Genomic DNA, 26568 nt, shown 5'->3' on the forward strand with positions numbered 1-26568 from the left:
GTCAGCGGGTCTGGATGTCGGCGATGCGCCAGCGGTCGTTCACGAAGCGGGCCGTGACGGTCAGTTGGGCGGCCGCGTGACTCTCCTTCGCGTCGCCGCGTCGTGAGGTCTGGTCGAGGAAGACGAGCAGCTTCGCCGTTCCGTCGCGCAGGTCGACCACGCCGGTGCGGACGGCGGCCGTGGTCAGGCTGACCTTCTGCTCGGCCAGGTCCGACCGGACCCGGTCGAACAGCTCCCCGTACTGCCTGGCGGCCCGTCCCGTGAGCACCGAACGTGCCGATTCCTCGGTTGCGTCGGTGCCCTTCGGGGTGTACGAGAAGATCCGTGCCAGGGCGTCGTCGACATCGCCGGCGACGCGGTTGGTGGCCTCGGCGTCCGTGAGGGCATGGTTCTCGGCGGACGGCGTGGACCGGAGCCGGTGGGCCTCGTACAGGAACCCGCCGCCGGTCACGAGCAGGACGGCGGCCAGCGCGATGAGGGCGATCCCGCGACGGCCGGCCGCGAGACCGGTACGCCGGGCGTCGTCGGGTTCCCCGGGCGTGTCATTCCCGTCGTCGCTCTCCTGGTGTTCCGCCGCGTCGGACGTGGACCCGGCCGTGTCCGCCGCCGGCGTGGCCCCCGGGGTGTCCGTCTCGGACGTGGGCCTCGGGGTGTCCGCCGCGGGCGTGGTGTCCGAGGGTTCGTTCGTGAGGGGGGCCGCCGCGTCCTCGGCGTTCTCCCGCGACGCGGTGCGGGCTCCGCCCCACAGCCGGTTCACCGCGTACCCCCCTTCCTCGGGGCGGGTGACTCGCTCGCGCCGTCGCCCGCCTGCGGGATGGCGCCGAGGGCCCGCACCCGCCACCGCCCGTCGCCGTCACGCGCCAGGACGGCCTCCAGCCGCTTGCGTTGTGGGGTGGCGGTCCTCGACCCGACGGGCGTGACGTCGACCCGCACCGTCGCGATCAGCTTCGCCGTGCCCGCCCGGGTGTCGAGCGCGGTGACGGCGGCTTCCGTGACGGTGCCGCGCGCCGAGGGCCCCTGCCGCGCGCGGGTGGTGCCCAGTTCGTCGCGCAGGGGTCCCGTGGCGACGGTCCGCCATGCGCGTACGCCGACCTCGGCGCGTTTCTGCGTCGAGGCGTCGAGGGTGTTCAGTACGGCGAGAGCGTGCCGTCCGTCGTCCAGCGCGGTGTCCCGTGCCCGCCCGTAGGCGAGGGTGTCGTCGCTCCGGGCCTGGGCGTACGTCCAGGCCCCCGTGGCGCAGAAAGCGAGGGCCACGGCCAGCCCCGCGCCGGCCAGCGCGCGGGCCCGCCTCATCGGTCACCCCCGGTGCCGAGGCCCAGGAGACCGGCCATGCCGCTCGGTGAGGTGTCACCCGTGTCGGGCAGGGCCAGGGCGCCGGGCAGTGCGGCGGAGGCGTGCTGCGATGTGCCCGGCGCCGTTACCGAGGGCGCCGCGGAACCCGACGGCAGAGAACCGGGCCGGGCCGGTGCCGGTACGCCGCCCCCGCTCGGAGCGTTCGCCGAGCCGCGCACGTTGACGCCGCTCGACGGGGAAGCGGTGCAGGAGGCGCCGGTGTTGAGCGCGGGCGCCGTCCCGAGGTCGAGCCCGTTGCGGTAGCGGGTGGCGCCGTAGCCCTCGGTGCAGGGCAGCGGCTTGAAGAACGTCAGCGCCAGACCGAGGTTGAGCTTCCCCCCGTCGACAGCGGTGGCGCCGGCGGCGACCGCGGCCGGGTACTTCACCAGGAGTTCCTCGACGCCGCGCTGCCGGGTGACCGCGACCTGCGAGGTGGTCAGGAGATTGGCCAGGACCACGCCGAGGCTCGGATCGACGTCCCGCAGCAGTCCGCTGACCTGGGCCGTCGCGTCCGGAGCGGTGGCCAGCAGCCGACGCAGGTCGGTGTCCGAGCCCTTGAGGGCGCGGGCCAGTTCGACCGCCCCGGATCCGAAGTCCCTGATCGCCTCGCCCTCTTCGGCCTGGGTCCGCAGGACCGTCTCCGCGTCGGTGATGAGCCGCGTCGTGGCCGGCAGCGCGTCGTCGGCCGCGTCGACGAACGAGGTGCTGCTGTCCAGCAGCACCTCCAGGTCGTCGCCCCGGCCCTCGAATGCCTTGCCGAACTCGTCGACCACCGTGCGCAGATCGTCCAGCGGTACCGACCTTACGAGGTCGTCGACGCTGGTGAGGACGTCCGTCACGGGTGCCGGAACCCGGGTGTCCGCGCGGTCCACGTGGGAGCCGTCCACGAGATACGGACCGGTGTCTGCGGCCGGCCGCAGATCGATGTACTGTTCGCCGACCGCCGACAGGCTCGCCACCACGGCCTGGGTGTCCGCGGGGATACGGGGCGCCGACTTCTTGATGCGCAGCTGTGCCACCACTCCGTCGTCGGTCAGCTCCAACGGCCCGACCCTGCCCACCGACACGCCGCGGTACGTGACGTCGGAGTGCGTGAACAGGCCGCCGGTGGAGGGGAGTTCGACGTCGACCGTGTAGTAGTCGGCGACTCCGACGTACCGGCCGAGGTCGGCGTACCGGACACCGAGGAATCCGAGCACGGTGACGGACAGGGCGAGGAAGGCGATGTTCTTCAGCCAGACGGCCCGAGTGATCACCGGTCCTCACCTCCCGCGGTGGCCGTGGCCCGGCCTGGGCCCGCCGGCACGGTGCTGACCGACGGCAGCGGCAGCGGTGACGCCCTGCGGGCGGACGGCTCCGACGGCGCGTCGGGCGGGTCGGCCGTGGGGGACGGGGTGGGCGAGGGCGACGACGGTGCGGGGATCAGCGGCGGGATGACGACCGTGTCCCTGGGCGCGGTCATCGTCAGATAGACGTTCAGGTAATCGCCCTTCACCCCGCTGAGCACCTCGTCGGTGAACGGGTACGTCAGCAGGACCTCCAGCGAGTCGGGCAGGTCGGTCCCCGCGTCGGCCAGTGCCTTCAGGCTGGGGGCGATGGCCTTGAGATCGGCGATCATGTCGTCCTTGCTCGCGTTGACGGTGGAGACGGCGGTGTCGGACAGCGTGTCGAGCGAGCGCAGCATGGTCAGCAGGGAGCCGCGCTGGTGCTCCAGCGTCTTGAGCCCGGGGGAGAGGTCGGTCAGGACGGTGCTGACGTCCTTCTTGCGTGTGGCGAGGGTCGATGCCAGCCGGTTGACGCCGTCGAGTGCGCCGGTGATGTCGCCCCGGTGCCGGTCCAGTTCGGTGACCAGCTCGTCGACCCGTCTCAGGGTCGACCGGATCTGCGGTTCGCGGCCCCCGAGCGCGGAGTTCAGCTCTGTGGTGATCGTCTTCAGCTGGTTGACGCCGCCGCCGTTGAGCAGCAGCGACAGGGCGCCGAACACCTCCTCGACCTCGGTGTTGCGGTTGGTGCGCGAGGCGGGGATGACACTTCCGTCGGCGAGCCGTCCCGTGGCGTCCGACGTCGGCGGCGCCACGAGCTGGATGTACTTCTCGCCGAGCAGGCTGGACTGCTCCAGCCGGGCGCCCGCGTTCTTGGGCAGTCGTACCGACCCGTTGATCTCCAGGGTGACGCGCGCCGACCAGTCGTCGTTCAGTTCGATCCGGGTGACGCGGCCGACGGCGACGTCGTCGACCTTCACCGCGGCCTGGGGGACCAGGCTCAGTACGTCGTCCAGGTCCGCGGTGACGCGGTACGGGTGGGAGCCCAGGTCGGCGCCTCCGGGCAGTGGCACGTTCTCGATGCCGTCGAAGCCGGGCAGCACCACCACCGCGGCCCCGACGGTCAGCACGAGGCCGATTCCGACGGCGATGAGGCCGCGCAGGCTGGAGCCGGTGACCACGCCCGCGCTGGTCGCGCCGCGGCTGACCTCCGCCGAGTCCTCACGTGTCTTTCTGCGCATCATCGGCCCGCTCCCCCCGACGAGGACGCGGCGCCGCCACCCGCGACCGGCAGCGGCAGCACGCTGATCTCGTTGAGGTCGGCGCGCCCGTTGAGCCGGCGCGTGTCCGGGTCGTAGGCGGCCACCAGGTTGCCCGCGGCGAGCGGCGCCACGTCCATGGCCTCCGCCAGGGACGCCCGCTGCCTCACGAGCGCCTGGGTGACGGGCACGAGCTTGTCCACGTTCTTCTTCAGCTCGCCCCGGTTGTCCTTGATGAAGGTCTTGACCTGACCGAGGGCGATGCCGAGTTCCTTCAGCGCGTCGGTCAGGTCGTCCTTGTTGTCGGCGAAGAAGCCGACGATCTCGTCGAGGCGTTCCTGAGCGGTACGGACGCCGGTGTCCTTCTTCTTCAGCATGGTCGTGAACGACTGGAGCTGGCTGAGGGTGGTGAACAGGTCGTCGCTGCTGCCGTCCAGGGTCTTGGCCGCCTTGCCGAACTGCTCGACGGTGTCACCGATCGCGGCGCCGTTGCCGTCGAGGTTGGCGGCGCCGGTGGCGAGCAGCTTGTTCAGGGCCCCCTCGGAGTTCACACCCTCCGGGCCGAGCGTCCTGCTCAGCTCGGTGATCTGGTCGTAGAGCTGGTCGATCTCCATCGGAGTGCGGTTGCCGGCCGCGTCGAGCACGGCGTCGTCATCGAGGCGGGGTCCGGAGCGGTAGGCCGGGGTCAGCTGGACGTACCGGTCGGCGACGACGCTGGGCGCGACGACGACGGCGTGCGCGCCGACAGGCACCTGTACGCCCTCGTCGAGTTCGAGCCGTACCCGGACCTTGGTGCCCTGCGGACGCACGGACTCCACCTCACCGACGCGGACCCCGAGGATGCGCAGGTCCGAACCGGGGTACACGCCGACGGCCCGGTCGAAGTAGGCGGTGAGCCGGATGCCGCTGGAGTCGTCGGCCAGCGTGGTGACGGTCAGGCCGCCGGCCAGCACCGCCATGGCGGCCCCGGCCGCGAGGAGAGTTCTGCGCCTGGTCATGACCGGCCCCCCTTCGTGGACGCGGGCGACTGCCCGGCGCCCGTCATCCGCGGCGGCACGCAGCCGGACCTCGGCCGGGAGGGCTCGGGCAGGTACTCCGGCGGGACGACCCCGCACAGGTAGCTGTCGAACCAGCGGCCGCTGCCCAGGGTGTTGCCGACGAGCCGGTAGTAGGGGCCGACGAGAGCCAGGGTCCGGTCGAGCTGGTCGCTGTTGGCCTCCAGCACGCCGGTCACCCGGCCGAGCGCCTTGAGGGTGGGGCCGAGCTGCTTGTCGTTGTCGTCGACGAGACCGCGCAGCTCCTTGCCGAGGTTGCGGCTGCCGGTCAGCAGCGCCTTGATGGCGTCGCGCCGGTCGGTCAGTTCACCGAGCAGCGGGCCGCCGTCGTCGATGAGCCTCTCGAAGCTCGACTTCTGGTCCTTGAGCGTCTTGGTGAACTTGCTGCTCCCCTTGAGCAGGTCCGCCAGCTGCTGGTCCCGCTCGGACACCGTCCTGGACAGCGCCGAGAGGCCGGTCGCGGCCTTGCGGACGTGCGCGGGCGAGTCGGCGAACGTCTCCGAGATCGTCTCGAAGCCGGCGGCGAGCTGCTTCGTGTCGATGTCGTCGATGGTTCCGCCGAGGTCCTGGAACGCCTGGGTGACGTCGTACGGGGAGGTGGTGCGGGACAGCGGGATCGGCACGTCGGGGCTCTGGCGGGACCCGCCGAGCGGGTCGAGCGCCACGTACTTGTCGCCCAGCAGCGTCTTGATGGCGATGGCGGCGGTCGTGCGGTCCCCGATCCAGGCGTCCTTCACGTCGAAGGTCACCTTGACCTTCGCGCCGTCGAGGGAGACGCCGGTGACCTCGCCGACCTTCACCCCGGCGATCCGCACCTCGTCACCGTCCCTGAGACCGGCCGCCTCGCTGAAGTCGGCGCTGTACGTGGTGCCGGACCCGATGAACGGCAGGTCCCGCACGTTGTAGGCGAGCAGGCCGAGGACGCTCAGCGCGGCCAGACCGGCGAAGGCCACGGCCACCGGGTTGCGTTCCCTCACGGGCTTGATCCGGGGCGCGCGTCGCGCGGGCCGGCGGCCCTGGACCTGAGCGGTCATGCGCCGCACCTCGATTCCGTGACGGAGATCCCGGTGGGCGGCCTGGAGCCGTCGGAGGTCCGCACGCCGGTCACCTTCGCCTCGCACAGGTAGAGGTTGAACCAGGACCCGTACGACGACAGCCGCGACAGCGTGGTGAGCTTCGCCGGGGTCCGGTCGAGGAAGTTCTCGATCTGGGGGGTGCCGTCGGCGAGGTTGTCCGAGAGCCGGCCGAGCTGCTTGATGTCCTGTTTGAGCGGTGCGCGGCCGTCCTGGAGCAGGTCCGCGGTGACCGTGGTCAGCGAACCCACGGCGGTCACGGCCCGGCCCAGCGGCTTGCGGTCGGCGTTGAAGCCGGAGACGAGCTCCTTCAGCGTCACGACGAGGTCGTCGAAGGAGGTCTCGCGGTCGTTGAGGGTCTTCAGGACGGTGTTGAGGTTGGTGACGACCGCGCCGATCACCTTGTCCTTGGCGGCGACGGTGCTGCTCAGTGAGCCGATGTGCCGCATCAGGCTCTCGACGGTGCCGCCCTCGCCCTGGAGCACCTGGACGATGGAACCGGCCAGTTCGTTGACGTCCTTGGGCGACAGCCCCTCGAACAGCGGCTTGAACCCGTTGAAGAGCAGGGTCAGGTCGAGCGCGGGCGTGGTGCGGTCCAGCGGGATGGTGGAGTCGGCCGCGAGTGTCCCGGACAGACGGCCGGTGCCGCGGTCGAGGGACACGTACCGCTGGCCGACCATGTTCAGGTACTTCACGGCCGCGGTCGTCGAGCGGGGCAGCGTCCGGTCCTCGCTCACGGTGAACGTGACCCGGGCGGTGCGGCGGTCGACGACACGGACGTCCGTGACCTCGCCGACCTTGACGCCGGAGATGCGCACGCTGTCGCCGTCGACCAGCCCGGTCACGTCACTGAACAGTGCCCGGTACGTGCGGCCGGAGGAGCCGGCGCCGGTGCCGGCGACGCTGTATCCGAGGATGGTCGTGGCCAGCGCGGTGACCACGATGAAGATCAGCGATTTCAGGAGCGGCCCGGTCAGGGGGCGGCGCCTGATGTGCGCGTCCGAAGGGCGGGTCACTTCAGTGTCACCTCCGTTCCGCGCAGTACGGGGCCGACCAGCAGGCTGCTCCAGTCGGGCAGGTCGCCGGCCTTCTTCCCGGTGGCCGGCGCGATGAGTTCGTTCACCAGCGCGTTCTCCTGGGGGGAGTTGGCCGGGCCGAGATCCTGTGCGACGTCGGCGGACGCCGTGGCCGCGGGACGGGCGGCCGCGCCGAGATACGGCACCGGGTAGCACTTCGGACCGCCGCCGGAGTCGTAGACGGGCGTGTCGCGGCCCGCGGTGTACGCGCCGCGGCTCGTGTCGGTGGTCACGTCCACGTGCAGCCCCGGCCGGTCGGTCCCCTTGCCCAGCGCCTTGTCCATCTCCGGGACGAACTCGGCGAGCGTGCGCAGCGTGCAGGGGAACTCCGAGGAGTACTGGGCCAGCAGGCGCAGCGTGGGACGGGACGTCGCGGAGAGCCGGATGATGTTGTCCTTGTTCTGCCGCAGGAAGGTGGTCACGTCCTCGGCGGTGCGCGTCGTCGCGCCGAAGGTCCGGGACAGGTCGCCTTCCTTCTCGGCGAGTGTGCCGCTCGTGGTGGTGAAGTCGGTGAGCGCCGTGATGATGTCGGGCGCCGCGTCGGCGTACACGTGGCTCACTTTCACGAGTTCCTGCAGATCCCTGTTGAGGGCGGGGAGCTGGGGGTTGAAGCGGGCCAGGTGCCGGCCGAGGTGGGAGAGGGTGTCGCCGAGCTGCTCGCCGCGCCCCTCCAACGCCTGGGAGACGGCCGACAGGGTCTGGGACAGTTCGGCCGGTCGTACCGCCGTGAGCATCGGCAGGACGTCGTCGAGCACCTGCTGGAGCTCGACGGCGCTGGAGGAGCGGTCCTGCCGGATGACGGCACCCCTGGTCAGACGGGTCGGCGAGGGCGCGGCCGGCGGTACGAGGGCGACGTAGCGTTCGCCGAACAACGTGGTCGGCAGCATCTGCGCGCGCACGTCCGACGGGATGTCGGCGAGGACGCCGGGCCGCAGAGCGATGCCGAGCCGGGCCCCGTCGCCCGCGGAGCTGATCTCGCGGACCTCGCCGACGACCACGCCGCGCAGTTTGACCTCGGCGCCCCGGTGCATCTCGTTGCCGACGCTGCCGGTCTCCACCGTGATCGGGTCGTAGTCGGTGAACTCCTTGTCGTAGACGGCGATCGTGCCGTAGATCAGCAGGGCCGTTACCAGCGGGAACGCGAGGCCGGCCGACCGGCGCACCACGGTGGACGAGCTCCGTCGGCGCCGCTTCGGCGGCTGCCGGGTCTCGCGCCGCTCCTCGGGGAGCAGAACCGCGTTCATCTCAGCCCGCCACCTTCACGGTCGTGGTGGCGCCCCACAGCGCCAGTGACAGGAAGAAGTCGGTCACGCTGATCAGCACGATGGCGTGGCGCACCGACCGTCCGACGGCGACACCGACGCCGGCGGGGCCCCCGGCGGCCCGGTAGCCGTAGTAGCAGTGCGCCAGGATCACCATCACGCTGAAGAGCAGCACCTTGAGCACGGACAGCAGCACGTCCGTGGGGGAGAGGAACAGGTTGAAGTAGTGGTCGTAGGTGCCCCGGGACTGGCCGTTGAACAGCACGGTGACGTACCGGGAGGCCACGTAGGAGGTGAGCAGCCCGACCGCGTAGAGCGGGATGATGGCGATCACGCCGGCGACGACACGGGTGCTGACCAGGTAGGGCTTGGAGCGGATGCCCATGCCTTCCAACGCGTCGACCTCTTCGTTGATGCGCATCGCGCCGAGCTGCGCCGTGAAGCCGGCGCCGACGGTGGCGGACAGGGCGAGTCCCGCGACGAGGGGGGCGATCTCCCGGGTGTTGAAGTAAGCGGAGACGAATCCGGTGAACGCGGCGGTGCCGATCTGGTCCAGGGCGGCGTACCCCTGGAGGCCGACGACGGTGCCGGTGAACGCGGTCATCGCGATCATCACGCCGACGGTGCCGCCGATGACACCGAGTCCGCCGGAGCCGAAGGCGACCTCCGCGAGCAGCCGCTGGATCTCTCGGGAGTACCGGCGCAGAGTGCGCGGAATCCACAGCAGGGTCTTGGTGTAGAAGATGAGTTGGTCGCCGGAGCGGTCGAGCCAGACGAGCGGGGAGGCCACGGGCGCTCAGCCTCCCTTCGGGGGGACGATCTGCAGGTACAGGCCCGTCATCACCATGTTCACGAAGAACAGCAGCATGAAGGTGATGACCACCGACTGGTTCACGGCGTCACCGACGCCCTTGGGGCCGCCGCGCGGGTTCAGGCCCCGCTGCGCGGCGACGATGCCGGCGATGAAGCCGAAGACGAGGGCCTTGAATTCGCTGATGTACAGGTCGGGCAGCTGGGCCAGCGCGGAGAAGCTCGAGAGGTAGGCGCCCGGGGTGCCGTCCTGAAGGACGATGTTGAAGAAGTAGCCGCCGAGGGTGCCGACCACCGAGACCAGCCCGTTGAGCAGCACGGCGACGCCCATGGTGGCGAGCACGCGGGGCACGACCAGCCGCTGGACGGGCGAGACACCCATGACCTCCATGGCGTCGAGCTCCTCGCGGATCTTGCGTGAACCCAGGTCGGCGCAGATCGCGGAGCCGCCCGCGCCGGCGATGAGCAGTGCGACGATCAGCGGGCTCGCCTGCTGGACGACGGCCAGCACACTGGCGCCGCCGGTGAAGGACTGGGCGCCGAGCTGCTCGGTCAGCGAACCGACCTGGAGGGCGATCACCGCGCCGAACGGGATGGCGACCAGCGCGGAGGGCAGGATGGTGACGCTCGCGACGAACCAGAACTGCTCGACGAACTCCCGGAACTGAAAGGGGCGTCGGAACACGGCCCGGCACACCTCGGCGGCCAGCGCGAACATCAGTCCGGTCTGGCGCAGTGCTGCGTTCACGCGCCGCTCCCGGAGACGGGGACCGGCACGGTGGGGGCGGTGGCGCCGCTCGTCGCGTAGGTGCGCTCGATGGCGGCCCGGGCGGCCGGCGGCAGCTGGTCCAGCATGCCCAGCACCCGTTCCCGCCGCCGGGCGACGGCACGGCGCTGGGGGAGGCCGGGGGAGGGCTCCAACTGGGGCACGATCTCCCGGGGTTGCTCCGGACCGCGGGTGGCTGCGGCCTCGGCGGCGAGCGTGGCGGCGTCCTTCTCCTCGGACATGCCGATCGGGCCCTCGCGGCGTCCGCGCAGGAACTGCGCCACCACCGGTTCCTCGCTGGTGAGCAGCACTTCGCGGGGGCCGAACGTGACCAGCTCGCGCCGGAAGAGCATCCCCATGTTGTCGGGCACGGTCGCGGCGATGTCGAGGTTGTGGGTGACGATCAGCATCGTCGCGTCGATCTGCGCGTTCAGGTCGATCAGCAGCTGCGACAGATAGGCGGTGCGGACCGGGTCGAGGCCGGAGTCGGGTTCGTCGCACAGGATGATCTGCGGGTCGAGCACCAGGGCACGGGCGAGTCCCGCGCGCTTGCGCATGCCGCCGCTGATCTCGCCGGGCAGCTTGCCCTCGGCACCCAGCAGGCCCACCACCTCGATCCGCTCCATGACGATGCGGCGGATCTCCGCCTCCTTCTTGCGCGTGTGTTCGCGCAGCGGAAAGGCAATGTTGTCGAACAATGACATGGAGCCGAACAGGGCGCCGTCCTGGAACATGAGCCCGAACATTTTCCGGGTTTCGTAAATCTCGTGTTCGGGACTGTTCGCCATGTCCACTCCGTCGATGAGGACACGGCCGCTATCCGGTTTGAGCAGCCCTATGAGCGACTTCAGGAAAACGGTCTTTCCGGTGCCGGACGGACCGAGCATGACACTCACTTCCCCCGCAGGCAAAGTCAGTGTCACGTCCTGCCAGATGTTCTGCCGACCGAAGGACTTGGTCAGTCCCTCGACCACGACTTCGATGCCCATTTCACCTCCAGCAGGCGCAGGTCGCGTGTGCACCGTGTGGCGCACGCTAGGTGGTTCTGTCGTTCGTTGACAATGGGTAGGGAGCCCGCTCTCGGGAGTGCTCCTCGAATTTGTCACCGCGGAGACAAAAACCGGATCGGAACTTGTCTGCGCGGAGACAGCAGGGCCTCGCACCTCCGGGGGGCCGGCTGTACGAGGCCCTGCTGACGGGGATCCGGCCCTGATGGAAGGCGGGGTCGGAACCGCCCGTCACGGGTCCGGCCGGCAGGGTGCGCCGACCTGGACCGTTGCTGCGCATCGGAACATTACGGCTGAGTAACCTGGGCGGGCAATACCGGTCGCCGAGTTTTTGGAACGGCCGATCGCGGTCGCGCCCCATGTGTGTGCCAGGAGACAAAAGACGGCCGAGACTTTGTCACTCGGTGCGCAATTCACCGGGTCGGGCCTCTCTGGCGGCCGGTGACGGCGGATTGCGGAGCCGTCGGCGGACTCGTGTGAAGCAGCAGGGATTTGGCATCGGATGACTAACGCCGGCAGTGGACCGCTCACCTGGGAAACAGTCCCGGAAAGAGCCGAAAGAATCATGGTCTGCGCCATTGTTCTGCGATGTTTCCGGCGAGTAACGTCGAGGCGCGGTCGAGGAATCCAGAGCCGCAGGAGTCAGACGCCCGTAATTCACTGTCGGGTGACGTGCACCCTCTGCCGGTCAATCCACAAGGAGCGTTTGAGAGTTATGAAGAAGTCTCTCAAGAGAACCGCAGTCGTCGCGGGTACGGCCGCAGCCGCCTTCGGCATGGCCATCAGCCCGTCGTCGGCCGTGCCGTCCACCGTCTGGACCGTCAACCCGACGCCGTCCAGCTTCACGGCCACCAACAGCGGCAACATCGTGCTGACGGCCAACATCCCGATGACGTGTACGACGTCCTCCGCCTCCGGCACGATGGCGAGCGCCACCGGCAACCCGGCGACGGTCGCGAGCATCTCCGCCATCAACTTCGGCACCAGCGCCTCGCCCTGCACCAGCGTCCTCGGCAACGTGACGACCGTCGCCACCACCCCGTGGACCGTCGTCGCCCAGGACTACACCGCCGCAACCGGCGTGACCAAGGGCTACATCGGCAACGTCAACGCCACCGTCACCGTCGGCGCCTGCGTGTTCAAGGTCGTCGGCAAGGCGTCCGCCACCTACACCAACTCGACCGGCATCCTCGCGGTCGCCAGCGTCTCCGGTGACCTGACCGTCGCCTCGGCGACCGGTTGCGGATCGGTCGTCACCACCTCGACCAAGCCCACCTTCAAGGGCAACTACGCCGTGAAGGTGGCGAACACGACCACCATCCCGACCATCAAGGGTTCGAACCCGTAGGCCGTTCCCTGCTCGGATGCGCCCGGCCGTGACCATCGGTCGGGCGCATCCGAGTCGTCGGCGTGCCCGACCCCGTACGACCGCACACCCCTGATCCAACCGAGCGGAGCCGCGTGATGAGACTGCACTCGACGGTGGGCGCCACCCGGGCGGGCACCCGTGGACGCCGTGCCACGGTCGCCACGTTCGTCGTCCTCGCCGCCATGGTGCCCGCCGGAGCCGTCGTCGCCGCCGGCCAGACGGTCGACGTCTCACTGCCCTACACCTGCGGCCTGCCGTCCGGGAAGGTCGACGCGGCCGTGCGAGTCTCCGCGTCGCTGCCGGCCCGGGCCGGTGTGGGGCGGGCCATCCGGGCGACGGACGTCGAGACCGCCGTCGAACTGCCCGAGGAGGCGGTGAAGGAACTCCTCGGGAGCGAGGCCGGCGCCGTCTCGGTCGCCACCCGTCTCACGGTCGACGTGGCGCAGGGCGACTCCACCGCCCGAGCGCTGTGGCGCGGCTCCGCCGAACCCCAACCGGTCCCGGCCGCCGGACCGCTGACGCTGACGACCACGGGGGACGTCCCCACGGTCACCGGGCAGAGCGACGGCGACCTGACCTTCACGGCGGGGGCCCTCGGCCTGGACCTGGCGCCGACGGGGACCGCACCGGACAGCGAACCGGCGTCCCTCACCCTGGAGTGCGAGCCCGGCGAGGACGCCGCCACCCTGCTCGCCACCGTCTCGGTCGGAAACGGCACGGGCGCACCGGGCGGCTCCCCGACCGCCTCGTCCTCCGTCGCTCCCTCCAAAGCGCCGGACCGGGGAACCGCGACACCGGGCGGCGGCAAGGACCATCGCGCCCCGAAGGTCGGGGACCGGCCGTCCGCAGGGGCCGACGACCGTCCGGCCGCGCCCCCGTGCAAGTACGACGAGGGCTACCCGGCCGGCCCGATGTCGCTGAACGCCTACGTCACCGGGTACTCCAACGTGCGCAAGCAGAACGCCGCGGCGCTCATCACGCCGTTCTGCACCCTGCTCGAACAGGGATCGCCCGAGTTCGAGCCCTACCCGGACTGGAGCGGCGGCGTCATCCGCCAGCACTCCACCGGTGACCTCTACAACAACGGCCGCAAGGAGAGCATGCCGTTCAAGGCGACGTTCCTGACCTTCCGCTTCATGCCGGCCGAGGCGACCATGGTGCTGGAGCAGGCCGGACCGCTGACGGTCGACTCGCTCGGCGCCACCGACTTCGTGTTCACCAGCACCGACACCTACATCCGGGTGCCGCTCGTCCTGCGCGTGGTCAAACTCGTGGTCGACGGCACACCGCTGGACGTCGGCCCGGCGTGCCGCACCAGCGGCCCGCTGAAGTCACCCGAGCCCGACAGCGCCGCGTTCCCCGGGGACCATCTCGTCCTGCACGGGCGTGGCGAGCAGAACTCCGGCGAGCCGGCGACCGGCTACCAGCTGCTCTCCGGCGGACCGCTGACCGGCGAGGTCACCATCCCCGCCTTCCGCGGATGCGACAACGCCGGCGAGAACCTCGACCGGCTGTTCACGGCGGCCGTCTCCGGACCCGGCAACTACATCAAGCAGATACAGGGCCAGACCTGCTACGCCGCCGCCGAGGTGCCCAACCCCGACGAGTGCACCGAGGACCGCCAGCCCCTGAAGGTTCCCGTCCCCGAACGCTGAACCGTACCCGGCCGTTCGAGGCTCCCCCGCACCCTCCCTCCCGTCACGAAAGGCACCCCATGACCCGCCTGCGCCTCTCCGCCCGATCCGCCACCGTCGCCACGGCGCTGACCACCGCGCTCGGCGCCTTCGTCTCGGTCGGCACGGCGACCGCGGCCACCGTTCAGCTGAACGGGGAGTGGGCACCGTTCACCCGATGCCCCGTCGACGCGCCCGCACTCCTCGCCGCCGACGGACTGGAGCGGACCCCGCAGTGCGTGGTGTCCTCGTCCGCCAGCGGATCCATCAAGCTGGGCAACACCACCGTGACCACCGGGCGCACCAATCTGCAGATGGGCGTCGTCCAGAACTCCGACGGCAGCAGCACCGTGGTGGCGCCGCCCGGCGGCGCGCTCGTCGCCGACTCGGCCACCGTGCCCGGCGGCCTGCTCGGCCTGATGTGCCCCAGCAACGTGCCCGCGGTCACGGCGATCTGCAACCAGATCACCAACTCCACCCTCAACAAGATCACGGCGACCGTGGAATCCGCGGGGACGCCCTTCGCCTTCGACCAGAGCGCCGGCGCCCTGACGGACCTGCCCATCGTGTCGATCCCGGTCCGCATCCACCTGGAGAATCCCCTTCTCGGCAGCAGGTGCTACATCGGCAGCACGTCCAAGCCGATCCTGCTCCGCCCGAGCAACGTCAACTACCCCGACTTCTCACTGACGTTCTTCGACGGCGCCGGCAACCTGAACGACGAGGGCGAGATGAGCCGCGTCAACCTCGTGGGCGCCACCCAGAAGGACAGCACGTTCGCCGTTCCCGGCGCCGGCGGCTGCGGCCTCGGCCTGCTCGGCCTGATCGACGCCGCGGTGAACCTGAAGACGGGCCTGCCCTCTGCCGCGGGCAACAACAGCCTGACGCTGAACAACACCACCACGTCACTCGCCGCCCTCGGAGCGCCGGGCACCGTCGCACCGAACGCGGGCAAGGAGCTGTCGGAGAACTGGCACAGCGCCGTCAGGTAACGGCCGCCGAGCGACTGTTCTCGGCCACCTCGGCAGCGCACAGTCGCCTCAGCAGACCATTCGGTGCCCAAAGTGTGTACGTGCTAAGGAAGTTGAACTACTTTCAACTGCCATGGACGTCATACGTCCTTCGTCCGGCCCGGACGCCGAACCCGCTCGTCGGGGCCCCGGTGTCCGCGCCGGCGATCTCCCCTGGGCACGTAGAAGAGCGAGGGACCACGGATGCCTTCACCCGCACGTACACCGGAAGTCGGTGAGCCGCTCGATCCACTGCCCACCGAGTTCGCCGCCTTCATGAGACCGGAGTTACCCGGGCTCATCAAGGAGATCCGGGCCGAGGTCACCCGTGCCTACCCCGTGTACGGCCGCCTCCTGGAGGGACCGAACGCGGACACCATCCGGCAGGGCGTGGAGCAGGCCCTCACGGCGTTCGTCGACCGGGTCGCCGAGCCCGGCAAGCCCTCCACGCTCCGCGACGCGCTGCTGCGCCGGTTCGGCCGCGTAGAGGCGTACGAGGGGCGCGACCTGGAGTCCCTCCAGGGCGCGTACCGGCTGGGAGCCCGCATCGCCCTGCGGCGCGCGCAGTCGGTGGGCCGCCAGTACAGCCTCTCGCCCACCCTCATCCTGGCCTTCGCCGACGCCCTCTTCGCCTACGTGGAGGAGCTGGCGGAGGTGTCCCGCGAGGGGTACAACGAGGTGCAGGCCCGCGGTACCTCCGAAGTGGCCATGCTGAGGCGGCAGTTGCTCCATCTCATTCTCGCGGCGCCGCCGTTGCCGCAGCCGATCGTCACGGACCTGTGCGAGGCCACGGGGTGGCCCCTGCCGACCGAATGCACCCTGGTCGTGTTCCGCCCGGGCGTGCCCGACACCGTGGAGATGGCGGACCTGGCCGGGGACGTGCTCACCGAGCTCGACGCCCCCTACCCCCACCTCCTGGTCCCGGGACCCCTGACCGCCGAACGCCAGGCCATGCTCGGCCGGGCCCTGAACGGCACCCACGCCGTCATCGGTCTGACGCTGCCGACGGCACAGGCAGCCGACTCCCTCCGCTGGGCCCGCCGAGTCCTCCAGCTCATCGACGACGGCATCGTCCCCGACGCCCCCGTCGTCCGCTGCGAGGACCACCTCACCACCCTCTGGCTGCTCTCGGACCCGCCGTTGGTGTGCCAGGTCGCCGCCCGCGAACTGGCCCCGCTGGCCGGTCTGCCGGCCAGTCGGCGCGAGCGGCTGGTGGAGACGCTCCGGGTGCACATCTCGACCCGGGCGCCGGCCGATCAGGTCGGTGACATGCTCGGGGTGCACGCCCAGACGGTCCGCTACCGCCTGCGCAGCCTCGACGCCCGCCTCGGCGAACGCCTCACCGACCCGGACCACCGCTTCGCGCTGGAAGCGGCGCTGCGCTCGCTGCACCTCCAGAACGGCGCGGGCACGTGCCCGTGAGGCCGGCGGGCAGGCCGCGTACAGCCGCTGGGGCGTGGGCAGGGCGGCACAACGGCCGGGAGCCCGCCACCGGCGTACGGTGGCGGGCTCCCGCGGCGCTCGACCGGCGCCGCTCCTTCGTCCTGACCGGAGCAGGTCGGGTGACTCACTGAGTGGTGAGCATGCCCTCACGCAGGTGGGCCAGCGTGCGGGAGAGCAGACGCGAGACGTGCATCTGCGACACCCCGAGCCGCTCACCGATCTGGGACTGGGTCAGTTCCTCGACGAACCGCATGTGGATGATCTGCCGGTCCCGCTCATCGAGCTCGGCGATCATCGGCGCGAGCGCGTGGAAGTCCTCCACCAGCTCCAGGGAGGCGTCCTGGGTGCCGATGAAGTCCGCGAGGGCGGTCTCGCCGTCCTCGTTGCCGCTGATGGCGGCGTCCAGGGAGGCGGAGTTGTAGCCGTTGGCCGCCAGCCTGGCCTCGATGACCTCCTCCTCCGGGAGGCACATCAGCTCGGAGAGCTCCTTGACCGTGGGCGTACGGCCCAGGCGGCTGCGCAGCTCCTCGGTGGCCTTGGCCAGCTGGACGCGAGCCTCCTGAAGGCGCCGTGGCACGTGCACGGCCCAGCTGGTGTCACGGAAGAAGCGCTTCATCTCCCCGACGATGTAGGGGACGGCGAAGGAGGTGAACTCGACCTCGCGCGTGAGCTCGAACCGGTCGATGGCCTTGATCAGACCGATCATGCCGACCTGGACGATGTCCTCCATCTCCTGTTCGCCGCGGCTGCGGAAGCGGCCGGCCGCGTAGCGGACGAGAGACATGTTCATCTCGATCAGCGTGTTGCGCACGTACTGGTAGTCGGCGGTGCCTTCCTCGAGGACCGCCAGTTGGTCGAAGAACTGCCGTGAGAGCTCTCTCGCGTCCTTCGGCGCCACTTTCTGCGGGTCCGCGACCTCCGGCAGCCCAGCTATACCCGCGTCGACCCTGCTGGCCGTCAATACCGTCATTCTCATGCCCTCCCAGATAGATCGGCCCCTCACTCGCCCCCTGTGGGCCGACGACCCGCGATTACCCCGGGCCTCGCAACACATGCACGTCTTTTGCGGGCGATCGCCGAAGGGCGCCGCAGCGCCCGGTGGCGGGCTCGGCGCAGGTGGGTCCTGTGGGGCGTGCATCGTGGCCTGAGCAGGGGGAGTTGGGGAAACGGGGCCGGTTGCCGGGGGTGCTCAAGCGGCCGGGCCCGCCGGAGCGAAAAGCTCCGGCGGGCCCGGCAACAGCACTACCTGAGTGGTGTCCTGTCGGTCAGAGACGGCCGCCACTGAGACGCGAGAGCGGTCCGCGCTGCCTCAGTCCGGCACGACGGCCGAGGGTGTAGGAGCAGAGGACCACGGTCGCGGTACCCGCGCCCGCGGCGGCGGCCACGACCTTCCTGGCCTTCAGGAGGGTCAGGGCCAACCCGGCCTTGCCGACCGTCTGCTGAGCGGCCGACGTGACGGTGCCCTGCACCGTCTTGGCCGCCACCCGGGCCTTCTCCGAAGCCGCACCGCCGATGCCCGCCAGGACTTCCTTGCTGCCGCGGCCCGCGGCGCCGGCTGCCTCGCCGGCGCTCTTCGCCGCTTCGGTGGCGGACTGCTGTGCCTCCTTCGCCGGTGCCGAGGCGTTGTCGGTCACGGCCTTCTTCGCCGCTCGCGCGTTCGCCGTCGGCGACTGTCCGTTCGTCGTCTTGTTGCTTGTTCCAGCCATACCGCTCGGTTATCCGGCCCTTCCATCGGCAAACCGGGAACCGCCAACCCGCTGTCACCGACAGCCGCGTTGACCGGATCCGTGTCCCTCCCGCCGCCACGGCGAGGCGAGCGCCCGGAGGTGTCACCGGGGAGGACAGGGTGGTGACGGCCGCGCCCTGTCCCCGTAGGCGCTCCTAAGTCCAGCTTGCATTTGCCTAAAGGTCTTAGGGAAATGCATGATAGGTTTCGACGAGCTGAGAGGACCGCCATGGTGCGCGCAGGACTGACGACGGAACGCCTGACCCGGGCAGGGGCCGAACTGGCCGACGAGGTCGGCTTCGAGCAGGTGACCGTCTCCGAGCTCGCCAGACGGTTCGACGTGAAGGTCGCGAGCCTGTACTCGCACGTCAGGAACTCCCAGGACCTCAAGACCAGGATCGCCCTGCTCGCCCTGGAGGAACTCGCCGACAGGGGCGCCGCCGCCCTGGCAGGCCGTGCGGGCAGGGACGCCCTGAGCGCCTTCGCGAACGTGTACCGCGACTACGCACGCGAGCACCCCGGCCGTTACGCGGCGGCGCAGCTGCGGCTCGACCCCGAGACGGCCGCCGCGAGCGCCGGTGTCAGGCACGCCCAGATGATGCGGGCGATCCTGCGCGGATACGACCTCACGGAGACCGACCAGACCCACGCCGTCCGGCTGCTCGGCAGTGTCTTCCACGGGTTCGTCACGCTGGAGGCCGGCGGCGGGTTCAGTCACAGCGCTCCCGACTCGCAGGAGTCCTGGTCGCGCATCCTCGAATCCCTCGACACCCTGCTCCGTAACTGGACCGCCCCCTGATCCGTCCCTGGCGCACCGGCCGGGGAGCCGGAGAGCAAGCGCGCCATCGCCATGCCGGACCGGACCGGCGCAACGCACCCAGCAACAGGTTGAAGCCATGAACTTCGAGCACGACCCCGCCATCATGACCGGCACCGCATCCGCCATCGCACCCATCACCACGCCCGTCACCGACGACCTGGTGCGCGGCGCCCTCGATCTGGAGCGCACCGAACACGGCGTGCTGCCGCACCGGTTGCCCGCCCGGGCCCGGGCCCAGTACACCGACGGGCAGCTGGCCCTCGCGGAGGCCCAGCCGTCGGGCGTACGACTGGTGTTCCGCACCCGAGCCACCGTCGTGGAGCTGGACACGCTGCGCACCAAGATGGCCTACCAAGGCGCACCGCCGCGCCCGGACGGCCTGTACGACCTGGTCGTGGACGGCCGGTTCGCGGGGCAGACCAGTGTGACCGGCGGCAAGGTCCTCCTGATGGACATGGCCACCGGGGCCGCGGAAACCCTGCCCGGCCCCGTCGGCACCGTACGGTTCACCGGCCTGCCGGACCGTACGAAGGACGTGGAGATCTGGCTGCCGTACAACGAGATCACGGAGCTGGTCGCCCTGCGCACGGACGCTCCCGTCGAGGCGGTACCGGGGGACGGGCGCCCCGTCTGGCTGCACCACGGCAGCTCGATCAGCCACGGCTCCAACGCGGCCGGCCCGACCTCGACCTGGCCCGCGCTCGCCGCCTCACTCGGTGGCGTGGAGCTGATCAACCTCGGTCTGGGCGGCAGCGCCCTGCTCGATCCCTTCACGGCCCGCGCCCTGCGGGACACCCCGGCGGACGTCATCAGCGTCAAGATCGGGATCAACCTCGTCAACACCGACGTGATGCGACTGCGCGCCTTCACCCCGGCCGTGCACGGCTTCCTCGACACCGTCCGCGAGGGACACCCCACCACCCCGCTGCTCGTCGTCTCGCCCATCCTGTGCCCGATCCACGAGGACACCCCCGGACCCAGCGCGCCGGACTTCAGCGGCCTCGACAAGGGACAACTGCGGTTCCGGGCAGCGGGCGACCCCGCGGAACGGGCGGCCGGGAAGCTGACCCTCGCCGTCATCCGGGACGAACTGGCACGCATCGTGAAGCAGCGGGCGGCCGAGGACCCGCACCTGCACTACCTGGACGGCCGCGAGCTTTACGGAGCGGAGGACATCGCCGAACTGCCGCTGCCCGACGAGCTCCACCCCGACGCGGCCACCCATCGCCGCATGGGTGAACGCTTCGCCGCTCTCGCCTTCGGAGCCGGGGGAGTCCTCACGGCGGACGGCCACTGACGGCGAGGCCGAGCGGAACTCCCGGCGTGGGGCGCGCAGTTCAGGGCCCTGGTCCGTGGTCGAGGTGTACTTCGTGGGGCCGCTACGGTCGCCGCCTCCCAGCGGCACCTGGCGAGTGTCTCGGGGGGATCGCTCATCTCGTCGCGGATCACCATGACGGCCAGCAGACGCCCGCCGGGCCACCGCCCCAGACACCGGCCCCATGCCCCCCGGCCCCGAGCGGGCGAGTGCCCGCCATGCGCCCATGCGGGCGGGGTCCTGCGGTCGCCTACGCGCTCGACTCTGCCACACCTGATCATGGAAGAGGGGCCGTCCCGCCACGAAGGCCCGGTCCCTCACCGGCGGCGGCGTCCGCGGGTGCGGAGGCCCGTCGCTGCGCCCCGGCCCGGCCCGCGGTGCGTGTGGACCCGCCGGTGCGTAATACTCGACGTATGAACCCGAGCATTACGTCCAGGAACGGCGCGACCGTGATCCGGCGGGCCGTCGCCCGGGACGCCAAGCGGCTCACGAAGCTCGTACGCGGGTCGCGCGCCTACGAGGGGCAGTACGCGGCGATGGTCGCGGGCTACCGCGTCGGACCCGACTACATCGAGGCGCACCGCGTCTTCGTGGCCGTCGACACCGACGACCCCGCCGGTCCCGCCGGTCCCGTCCTCGGGTTCTACTCGCTCGTCGTCGTCCCGCCGGAGCTGGACCTGCTGTTCGTCGCGGACGGCACCCAGGGGCGCGGCATCGGGAGGATGCTCGTCGAGCACATGAAGTCGCAGGCGCGCGCCGCCGGACTCGACCGCGTGCACGTGGTGTCCCACCCCCCGGCCGAGGGTTTCTACCGCAGCGTGGGCGCGCTGCGCACCGGGACCGCGCCCGCGAACCCGCCCGCGGTGGCCTGGGACCGGCCTGAGCTGGAGTTCCGCATCACGTGACCTGCACCGGGGTACCCACCGGCCCCGTGGAGAACACGCACCTCGCAGGACAGGCGATCGGGCCTTCAACGCCCGTGCCGTAGGCCGCGGTTGCACCTGACCGCCCCCGGACCGCCACTGAGGGGCGATCCCGGGGGTAACCGCTCGGCATGACTGTTTACGGATTGCACGCCTCGCACGAACAGATACCGCCCGCGGATCTGCTCGACGCCGTGGTCCACGCGGAGAGCGCGGGATTCACCGCCGCCATGTGCTCCGACCACTTCTCGCCGTGGAGCGTCCGCCAGGGCGAGTCCGGCTTCGCCTGGTCGTGGCTCGGAGCCGCCCTGCAGGCCACCGAGCAGATCCCCTTCGGCGTGGTGAACGCGCCCGGCCAGCGCTACCACCCGGCGATCATCGCCCAGGCCGTCGGCAGTCTGGCGTCCATGTACCCGGGCAGGTTCTGGGTGGCGCTCGGCAGCGGCGAGGCCTCCAACGAGCACATCACAGGCGCGGGTTGGCCGCGCAAGGACATCCGCAACGCCCGTCTGCGCGAGTGCGTCGACGTCATCCGGGCGATGCTGCACGGGGAGGAGGTGAGCCACGACGGACTGGTCACCGTGGACCGGGCCCGGCTGTGGACCCTGCCGCCCGCCGTGCCGCCGCTGATCGGGGCCGCGTGCAGCACGGCCACCGCCGCCTGGTGCGCCGAATGGGCCGACGGCCTCATCACGGTCAACGCCCCGCGCGAGCGCCTGCGCGAGATCGTCGGCGCCTACCGGGACGCCGGAGGCCGCGGACCCCTGCATCTCCAGGTGCACCTGAGCTGGGCGCCCGACGAGGACGAGGCCCTCGCGCTGGCACACGACCAGTGGCGCACCAACGTCCACGCGCCCCCGGCCAGTTGGGACCTCGACTCCCCGGAACTCTTCGACATCGTCAGCGAGCACGTCACGCCCGAGCAGGTGGCCGGCACGGTCAACGTCTCGTCGGACCTCGGCCGGCACACCGCCTGGCTCCAGGAGTACGCCGAACTCGGCTTCGACGCGGTGATGCTGCACCACGTGGGCCGCGAACAGGCCCCGTTCATCGACGCGTTCGCCGCGGAAGTACTGCCGCGACTCGACGTCACCCGTCCGCTGCCCGCCACCGCCAAGGAGTACCGATGCGTCTGACCCGCACATCCGACCTGTGGTGGAAGAACGCGGTGGTGTACTGCCTGGACGTCGAGACCTACCAGGACGGCAACGGCGACGGGATCGGCGACTTCGCGGGACTCACCCAGCGCATCGACCACCTCGTGCGGCTGGGCGTGACGTGCGTCTGGCTGATGCCCTTCTACCCGACGCGGGAACGCGACGACGGGTACGACATCACCGACTTCTACGGGGTGGACCCCCGGCTGGGCACCCTAGGAGACTTCACCGAGTTCGTCCGCACCGCCAAGGACCGCGGCATCCGCGTGATCGCGGACCTCGTCGTGAACCACACCTCCGAGGACCACCCCTGGTTCAAGGACGCCCGATCCAGCCGGGACTCGGCCCACCGCGACTGGTACGTGTGGGCGGACGAGCCCCCCGAGGACGGACCCAAGGGCGTGGTCTTCCCCGACGCGGAGGACAGCCTGTGGGAGTACGACGAGGGCAGCGGCCAGTACTACCTGCACCGCTTCTACAAGCAGCAGCCCGACCTGAACGTCGCCAACCCCGCGGTGCGCGACGAGATAGCCCGCGTCATGGGGTTCTGGACGGAGCTGGGGCTCTCCGGATTCCGGGTCGACGCCGTGCCGTTCCTGCTGGAGACGGACGGGCAGGACGACGCCGGGAACCTGCCGGACCCGCACGAGTACCTCGCCGACCTGCGCGCCTTCCTCGGCCGCCGCAACGGCGAGTCGGTGCTGCTCGGCGAGGTCAACCTGCCCTACGACGGTCTCGCCCGCTTCTTCGGCGACCCCGCATCCGACCGCGGCGACGAGCTCACCATGTGCTTCGACTTCGTCGGCATGCAGCAGATGTACCTGTCCATGGCGCGCGAGGACGCCGGTCCGCTGGCCGCCGCGCTGCGGGACCGCCCGGCCGCCCCGCGGGACGCCCACTGGGCCACGTTCGTGCGCAACCACGACGAGCTCACTCTCGACAAGCTCAGCGACGACGAGCGCGCCGAGGTCTTCGCCTGCTTCGGCCCGGACAAGGACATGCAGCTGTACGACCGGGGCCTGCGCCGCAGGCTGCCGCCGATGGTGGGCGGCGACCGGCGCCGCGTCGAACTCGCCTACAGCCTGCTGTTCACCCTGCCGGGCACCCCGGTGCTCTTCTACGGCGAGGAGATCGGCATGGGGGAGAACCTGGCCGTCGAGGGGCGTCAGGCCGTACGGACACCCATGCAGTGGACTCCGGAGGCCGGCGCCGGCTTCTCCACCGCCGAACCGGAGGCGTTCCCCAACCCGCTGGCCGAGGGCGAGTTCGGGCCGCAGAAGGTCAACGTGTACGAGCAGAGCCGCGACCCCGGCTCCCTGCTGAGCCGCATCCGGCTGTTCACCGAGCGCTACCGGGAGGCGCCCGAACTGGCCTGGGGCGACTACGAGCTCGTGGAGACGGGGGAGCCCGCCGTCCTGGCCCACCTGGGGTGCACCACCGACGGCAGGGTCCTGGCCGTGCACAACTTCGCGGGCCGCCAGGTCACCGTACGCCTCAGGCTGCCCGAGGTCGGCCCCGGTGCACGCCTGACGGATCTCCTCGACGACGGGCACGACGGTCTCACCGTGGGCGACGACGGCCTGCTCCGCGTGGAACTGCCCGCCTACGGGTACCGGTGGCTGCGCGTCGGTACTCCGGCGGACGACCCCGAAAGGGTCGCTTCCGACTGACACCGCGCCCGCCGGGAAAGTCATCTGAGGTGATCGAGGACCCCGGCGGCCGGCCGGTCCGGCGCCGTCGGTCCGCGAGCACGGCACGACCCGCTCATACGCTCAGCTCATCGCAAGGAGAAGCCGGTGGACTCAGCCCGTACCCGCACCTCCTGGTGGCGTGACGCCGTCATCTACCAGGTGTACCTGCGCAGCTTCGCCGACGGGAACGGCGACGGGACCGGTGACATCGCCGGACTGCGCCGGCGCCTGCCCCACCTCGCCGGGCTGGGCGTGGACGCGCTGTGGATCACCCCCTGGTATCCCTCACCGATGGCCGACGGCGGATACGACGTCGCGGACTACCGGAACATCGACCCGCTGTTCGGCACGCTGGACGACGCACAGGCCCTGCTCGACGAGGTGCACGGGCACGGCATGCGACTGATCATCGACATCGTGCCGAACCACACCTCGACCGCCCACGCCTGGTTCCGCCGGGCACTGGCCGAGGGGCCGGGGTCCGCCGCCCGGGAGCGGTACATCTTCCGTCCGGGACGCGGCCCCCGGGGCGCCGAGCCGCCGAACGACTGGCGCAGTGTCTTCGGCGGCTCCGCCTGGACGCGGATCACCGAACCCGACGGCTCGCCCGGCCCCTGGTACCTGCACCTGTTCGCCCCCGAGCAGCCCGACCTGAACTGGGACGACCCGCAGGTGCGCGCCGAGTTCGAGTCGGTCCTGCGGTTCTGGTTCGACCGCGGTGTGGACGGGGTCCGCATCGACGTCGCGCACGGTCTGGTCAAGGCCCCCGGGCTGCCCGACCTCGGCTCACTGGACGGCAAGCTGCTGGAGGGCGCCCACCGCGAGGACCACCCGCACTGGGACCGCGAGGAGGTCCACGAGATCTTCCAGGGCTGGCGGGCCGTGGCCGACACCTACGACGAGCCCCGGGTCTTCGTCGCCGAGGCGTGGACGGGCGCCCCGGAACGGCTCGCGCGTTACGTGCGCCCCGACGAGCTCCACACCGCCTTCAACTTCGACTACCTGATGACACCGTGGCGCCCGGACCGGCTGCGGCGGGTGATCGACTCGTCCCTGAGCGCCCTCGGTCAGGTGGCCGCCCCCGCCACCTGGGTGCTCTCCAACCACGACGTGGCCCGGCACGTCTCCCGCTACGCGCGACCCCAGCCGGACGAACCGCTGCGCTCCCTGTCCGACCTCAAGGGCCCCGCGGACCTGGACCTGGGCACACGGAGGGCCCGCGCCGCCGCGCTGCTCACCCTCGCCCTGCCCGGCAGCGCGTACCTGTACCAGGGTGAGGAACTGGGCCTGTGGGAGGTTGAGGACCTTCCCGAGGACCTGCTCCAGGACCCCACGTGGCTCCGCTCCGGGCGCACCGACCGGGGCCGCGACGGCTGCCGTGTCCCTCTGCCGTGGCAGGGGGACACCCCGCCTTTCGGCTTCAGCCCCGAGGGCAGCAGGGCGCGGACGTGGCTGCCGCAGCCGGAGGCGTGGAAGTCGCTGACGGTGGCGGCCGAGGAGGGGGACCCGTCCTCGATGCTGGAGCTCTACCGCGAGGCGCTGCGCGTCCGCCGCGCCGAGCCGGCCCTCGGCGACGGCACGCTGGCCTGGGAGAGCGACCCCGACTCCACGCTGCTCGTCTTCCGCCGCGCCCCCGGCTTCCGCTGCGTCGTCAACTTCTCCGAGGAGCCGGCCGCGCTCCCCGAACACGGCACCGTCCTGCTGGCCAGCGGCCCCCTCCACGAGGGCCGCCTTCCCTCCGACACGGCGGTGTGGCTGAAGGACTGACCAAGAGGTTGCCATCAGAGCGGGCGCGGCCGGCTCCACGGGGGCACACAGGCGGCGGCGTCGTGCGGCGGCCCCGGCCCGCCCGCCGCGCCCGCTCGGCGTGACACAGATGCACGGCGGTGTCCTCGCGACGGTTCGCGACGTCCTCGCGGGCGTTGGCGGCACGTTCCCGTTCGGCGCCCTGGGCCGCCAGGCTGCCGGCGCCCGAGTCGGGCGGGCCACCCAGCGGATCGATGCCCATGCCCCCCGTACGCTCCGATTCGCCTAGCGGCTCGGCGGTGTGCCGGGGCAGGGCGTCAAGTCCCGCTGGAGCAAGGGCGTTACGGTCAGGCAGCCGCCGCGTACGCCGCCGCGACGGCCGTGTCCACACGTGCGTGGACGACGAGCGGGGTGCCCTCGGGTTCGGCGGAGGCCTCCAGGCGGCGCCGGGCGGGAGCGCTGTGGGAGGCGACGGACACCAGTACGCCGAGGTGGGCGCACGCGCGGTGGGCCTCCACGACGGCGTCGACGGTGGCACTGCCGGTCGCCGGTCCCTCCAGCACTATCACCACCGGGAACGGCTGATAGGTGTGCACGAGGTCGCTGATGTGCGCGGCGAGCGCCGTTCGCTCCCCGGTGTCCGTCGCGGCGTCCGGCGTGATCATCAGGACGCCGCGCTCAATGGTGTGGGACAGCAACACGACCTCCCGGTTCAGTCAGTCCAACGGTTCGTCCTCGGCGATGCGGGTGCCCGTCCGCGGCGTCCCCATGCCGCAGGTTTGCGTATGAGATC

Annotated in this window: 24 protein-coding genes; 10 read left to right on the top strand and 14 right to left on the bottom strand. The window is 71.0% G+C overall.

Going from position 1 to position 26568, the window contains the following annotated elements; translation table 11 throughout:
* Position 1 precedes the first annotated feature (1 nt).
* Genes ACFYQQ_RS25155 through ACFYQQ_RS25205 form a run of 11 tightly spaced genes read right to left on the bottom strand, consistent with a single transcriptional unit; the run spans position 2 to position 10884 of the window.
* Complete coding sequence (locus ACFYQQ_RS25155; RefSeq protein ID WP_388905176.1) at positions 2-757, bottom strand: hypothetical protein; 756 nt, start codon at positions 755-757, stop codon at positions 2-4.
* Positions 754-1293: a hypothetical protein gene (locus tag ACFYQQ_RS25160; RefSeq protein WP_355782195.1), complete on the bottom strand. Its 540-nt coding sequence runs from the start codon at positions 1291-1293 to the stop codon at positions 754-756. The genes ACFYQQ_RS25155 and ACFYQQ_RS25160 overlap by 4 nt, the downstream gene beginning before the upstream one ends.
* Positions 1290-2588 (bottom strand): MCE family protein, encoded by a 1299-nt coding sequence (locus ACFYQQ_RS25165; RefSeq protein WP_356172298.1) that lies wholly within the window; start codon positions 2586-2588, stop codon positions 1290-1292. The genes ACFYQQ_RS25160 and ACFYQQ_RS25165 overlap by 4 nt, the downstream gene beginning before the upstream one ends.
* The gene (locus ACFYQQ_RS25170; RefSeq protein ID WP_355789770.1) at positions 2585-3835 is read right to left on the bottom strand and encodes an MCE family protein; all 1251 of its coding nucleotides are present in this window, start codon (positions 3833-3835) and stop codon (positions 2585-2587) included. Before ACFYQQ_RS25170 ends, ACFYQQ_RS25165 begins: the two co-directional genes overlap by 4 nt.
* On the bottom strand, positions 3835-4851 hold the full coding sequence (locus tag ACFYQQ_RS25175) for an MCE family protein (protein ID WP_355789763.1): 1017 nt from the start codon (positions 4849-4851) through the stop codon (positions 3835-3837). The genes ACFYQQ_RS25170 and ACFYQQ_RS25175 overlap by 1 nt, the downstream gene beginning before the upstream one ends.
* Positions 4848-5942: an MCE family protein gene (locus ACFYQQ_RS25180; RefSeq protein WP_355789765.1), complete on the bottom strand. Its 1095-nt coding sequence runs from the start codon at positions 5940-5942 to the stop codon at positions 4848-4850. Before ACFYQQ_RS25180 ends, ACFYQQ_RS25175 begins: the two co-directional genes overlap by 4 nt.
* Entirely contained in the window at positions 5939-6997 is a 1059-nt protein-coding gene (locus ACFYQQ_RS25185; RefSeq protein WP_356172292.1) for an MlaD family protein, read from the bottom strand. The genes ACFYQQ_RS25180 and ACFYQQ_RS25185 overlap by 4 nt, the downstream gene beginning before the upstream one ends.
* The gene (locus tag ACFYQQ_RS25190; RefSeq protein WP_356172289.1) at positions 6994-8301 is read right to left on the bottom strand and encodes an MCE family protein; all 1308 of its coding nucleotides are present in this window, start codon (positions 8299-8301) and stop codon (positions 6994-6996) included. Before ACFYQQ_RS25190 ends, ACFYQQ_RS25185 begins: the two co-directional genes overlap by 4 nt.
* 1 nt (position 8302) lies before the next feature.
* Positions 8303-9109 carry an ABC transporter permease gene (locus ACFYQQ_RS25195; protein ID WP_355791961.1) on the bottom strand — a complete coding sequence of 269 codons (807 nt, stop codon included), beginning with the start codon at positions 9107-9109 and terminating at the stop codon, positions 8303-8305.
* Between the two features lie 6 nt (positions 9110-9115).
* A complete protein-coding gene (locus ACFYQQ_RS25200) occupies positions 9116-9847 on the bottom strand; it encodes an ABC transporter permease (protein WP_355791966.1) in 732 nt (243 codons plus the stop codon).
* A 26-nt stretch (positions 9848-9873) separates the two neighbouring features.
* Positions 9874-10884: an ATP-binding cassette domain-containing protein gene (locus ACFYQQ_RS25205; protein ID WP_355791963.1), complete on the bottom strand. Its 1011-nt coding sequence runs from the start codon at positions 10882-10884 to the stop codon at positions 9874-9876.
* Positions 10885-11617: 733 nt separating this feature from the next.
* Here ACFYQQ_RS25205 and ACFYQQ_RS25210 point away from each other — a divergent pair.
* From ACFYQQ_RS25210 to ACFYQQ_RS25225, 4 genes are all read left to right on the top strand, one after another.
* Entirely contained in the window at positions 11618-12250 is a 633-nt protein-coding gene (locus tag ACFYQQ_RS25210; RefSeq protein WP_355795618.1) for a hypothetical protein, read from the top strand.
* A 116-nt stretch (positions 12251-12366) separates the two neighbouring features.
* Complete coding sequence (locus ACFYQQ_RS25215) at positions 12367-13926, top strand: DUF6801 domain-containing protein (protein ID WP_356239992.1); 1560 nt, start codon at positions 12367-12369, stop codon at positions 13924-13926.
* A gap of 59 nt (positions 13927-13985) precedes the next feature.
* Complete coding sequence (locus ACFYQQ_RS25220; RefSeq protein WP_355791770.1) at positions 13986-14936, top strand: hypothetical protein; 951 nt, start codon at positions 13986-13988, stop codon at positions 14934-14936.
* 222 nt (positions 14937-15158) lie between these two features.
* Positions 15159-16376, top strand: a complete 1218-nt coding sequence (locus ACFYQQ_RS25225) for a helix-turn-helix domain-containing protein (RefSeq protein WP_355791767.1) — start codon at positions 15159-15161, stop codon at positions 16374-16376.
* Positions 16377-16521: 145 nt separating this feature from the next.
* On the opposite strand, the gene ACFYQQ_RS25230 is transcribed toward ACFYQQ_RS25225, so the two are convergent.
* Positions 16522-17367 carry an RNA polymerase sigma factor SigF gene (locus tag ACFYQQ_RS25230; protein ID WP_355795934.1) on the bottom strand — a complete coding sequence of 282 codons (846 nt, stop codon included), beginning with the start codon at positions 17365-17367 and terminating at the stop codon, positions 16522-16524.
* Positions 17368-17662: 295 nt separating this feature from the next.
* On the bottom strand, positions 17663-18103 hold the full coding sequence (locus tag ACFYQQ_RS25235; protein WP_355796098.1) for a hypothetical protein: 441 nt from the start codon (positions 18101-18103) through the stop codon (positions 17663-17665).
* A 249-nt stretch (positions 18104-18352) separates the two neighbouring features.
* On the opposite strand from ACFYQQ_RS25235, the gene ACFYQQ_RS25240 reads away from it, so the two are divergent.
* The 6 genes from ACFYQQ_RS25240 (at position 18353) to ACFYQQ_RS25265 (ending at position 25796) form a co-directional block, all read left to right on the top strand.
* Entirely contained in the window at positions 18353-18922 is a 570-nt protein-coding gene (locus ACFYQQ_RS25240) for a TetR/AcrR family transcriptional regulator (RefSeq protein WP_356172276.1), read from the top strand.
* A gap of 97 nt (positions 18923-19019) precedes the next feature.
* Positions 19020-20240, top strand: coding sequence for a GDSL-type esterase/lipase family protein (locus ACFYQQ_RS25245; protein WP_388905182.1), 1221 nt, complete (start codon positions 19020-19022; stop codon positions 20238-20240).
* A gap of 431 nt (positions 20241-20671) precedes the next feature.
* Positions 20672-21163 carry a GNAT family N-acetyltransferase gene (locus tag ACFYQQ_RS25250; protein WP_355787562.1) on the top strand — a complete coding sequence of 164 codons (492 nt, stop codon included), beginning with the start codon at positions 20672-20674 and terminating at the stop codon, positions 21161-21163.
* Between the two features lie 149 nt (positions 21164-21312).
* Complete coding sequence (locus ACFYQQ_RS25255; RefSeq protein WP_355787559.1) at positions 21313-22317, top strand: TIGR03885 family FMN-dependent LLM class oxidoreductase; 1005 nt, start codon at positions 21313-21315, stop codon at positions 22315-22317.
* The gene (locus ACFYQQ_RS25260; protein WP_356172269.1) at positions 22308-24008 is read left to right on the top strand and encodes an alpha-amylase family protein; all 1701 of its coding nucleotides are present in this window, start codon (positions 22308-22310) and stop codon (positions 24006-24008) included. The genes ACFYQQ_RS25255 and ACFYQQ_RS25260 overlap by 10 nt, the downstream gene beginning before the upstream one ends.
* A 126-nt stretch (positions 24009-24134) precedes the next feature.
* Positions 24135-25796 (top strand): glycoside hydrolase family 13 protein, encoded by a 1662-nt coding sequence (locus ACFYQQ_RS25265; protein WP_355790098.1) that lies wholly within the window; start codon positions 24135-24137, stop codon positions 25794-25796.
* 326 nt (positions 25797-26122) lie between these two features.
* Here ACFYQQ_RS25265 and ACFYQQ_RS25270 read toward each other — a convergent pair whose 3' ends face one another.
* On the bottom strand, positions 26123-26476 hold the full coding sequence (locus tag ACFYQQ_RS25270; RefSeq protein ID WP_388905185.1) for a hypothetical protein: 354 nt from the start codon (positions 26474-26476) through the stop codon (positions 26123-26125).
* Positions 26477-26568: the final 92 nt, after the last annotated feature.

Origin of the sequence: Streptomyces sp. NPDC005496, from assembly GCF_042872045.1 — a bacterium.
Lineage (GTDB): Bacteria > Actinomycetota > Actinomycetes > Streptomycetales > Streptomycetaceae > Streptomyces.

Bases quoted from the DNA above. Each gene is read 5' to 3' on its own strand.
- ACFYQQ_RS25260 (WP_356172269.1), top strand. From the start codon at position 22,308: ATGCGTCTGACCCGCACATCCGACCTGTGGTGGAAGAACGCGGTGGTG.
- ACFYQQ_RS25160 (WP_355782195.1), bottom strand. From the start codon at position 1,293: ATGAGGCGGGCCCGCGCGCTGGCCGGCGCGGGGCTGGCCGTGGCCCTC.
- ACFYQQ_RS25250 (WP_355787562.1), top strand. From the start codon at position 20,672: ATGAACCCGAGCATTACGTCCAGGAACGGCGCGACCGTGATCCGGCGG.
- ACFYQQ_RS25230 (WP_355795934.1), bottom strand. From the start codon at position 17,367: ATGACGGTATTGACGGCCAGCAGGGTCGACGCGGGTATAGCTGGGCTG.
- ACFYQQ_RS25205 (WP_355791963.1), bottom strand. From the start codon at position 10,884: ATGGGCATCGAAGTCGTGGTCGAGGGACTGACCAAGTCCTTCGGTCGG.
- ACFYQQ_RS25215 (WP_356239992.1), top strand. From the start codon at position 12,367: ATGAGACTGCACTCGACGGTGGGCGCCACCCGGGCGGGCACCCGTGGA.
- ACFYQQ_RS25210 (WP_355795618.1), top strand. From the start codon at position 11,618: ATGAAGAAGTCTCTCAAGAGAACCGCAGTCGTCGCGGGTACGGCCGCA.
- ACFYQQ_RS25225 (WP_355791767.1), top strand. From the start codon at position 15,159: ATGCCTTCACCCGCACGTACACCGGAAGTCGGTGAGCCGCTCGATCCA.
- ACFYQQ_RS25175 (WP_355789763.1), bottom strand. From the start codon at position 4,851: ATGACCAGGCGCAGAACTCTCCTCGCGGCCGGGGCCGCCATGGCGGTG.
- ACFYQQ_RS25245 (WP_388905182.1), top strand. From the start codon at position 19,020: ATGAACTTCGAGCACGACCCCGCCATCATGACCGGCACCGCATCCGCC.
- ACFYQQ_RS25170 (WP_355789770.1), bottom strand. From the start codon at position 3,835: ATGCGCAGAAAGACACGTGAGGACTCGGCGGAGGTCAGCCGCGGCGCG.
- ACFYQQ_RS25240 (WP_356172276.1), top strand. From the start codon at position 18,353: ATGGTGCGCGCAGGACTGACGACGGAACGCCTGACCCGGGCAGGGGCC.
- ACFYQQ_RS25255 (WP_355787559.1), top strand. From the start codon at position 21,313: ATGACTGTTTACGGATTGCACGCCTCGCACGAACAGATACCGCCCGCG.
- ACFYQQ_RS25235 (WP_355796098.1), bottom strand. From the start codon at position 18,103: ATGGCTGGAACAAGCAACAAGACGACGAACGGACAGTCGCCGACGGCG.
- ACFYQQ_RS25200 (WP_355791966.1), bottom strand. From the start codon at position 9,847: ATGTTCGCGCTGGCCGCCGAGGTGTGCCGGGCCGTGTTCCGACGCCCC.
- ACFYQQ_RS25220 (WP_355791770.1), top strand. From the start codon at position 13,986: ATGACCCGCCTGCGCCTCTCCGCCCGATCCGCCACCGTCGCCACGGCG.
- ACFYQQ_RS25190 (WP_356172289.1), bottom strand. From the start codon at position 8,301: ATGAACGCGGTTCTGCTCCCCGAGGAGCGGCGCGAGACCCGGCAGCCG.
- ACFYQQ_RS25180 (WP_355789765.1), bottom strand. From the start codon at position 5,942: ATGACCGCTCAGGTCCAGGGCCGCCGGCCCGCGCGACGCGCGCCCCGG.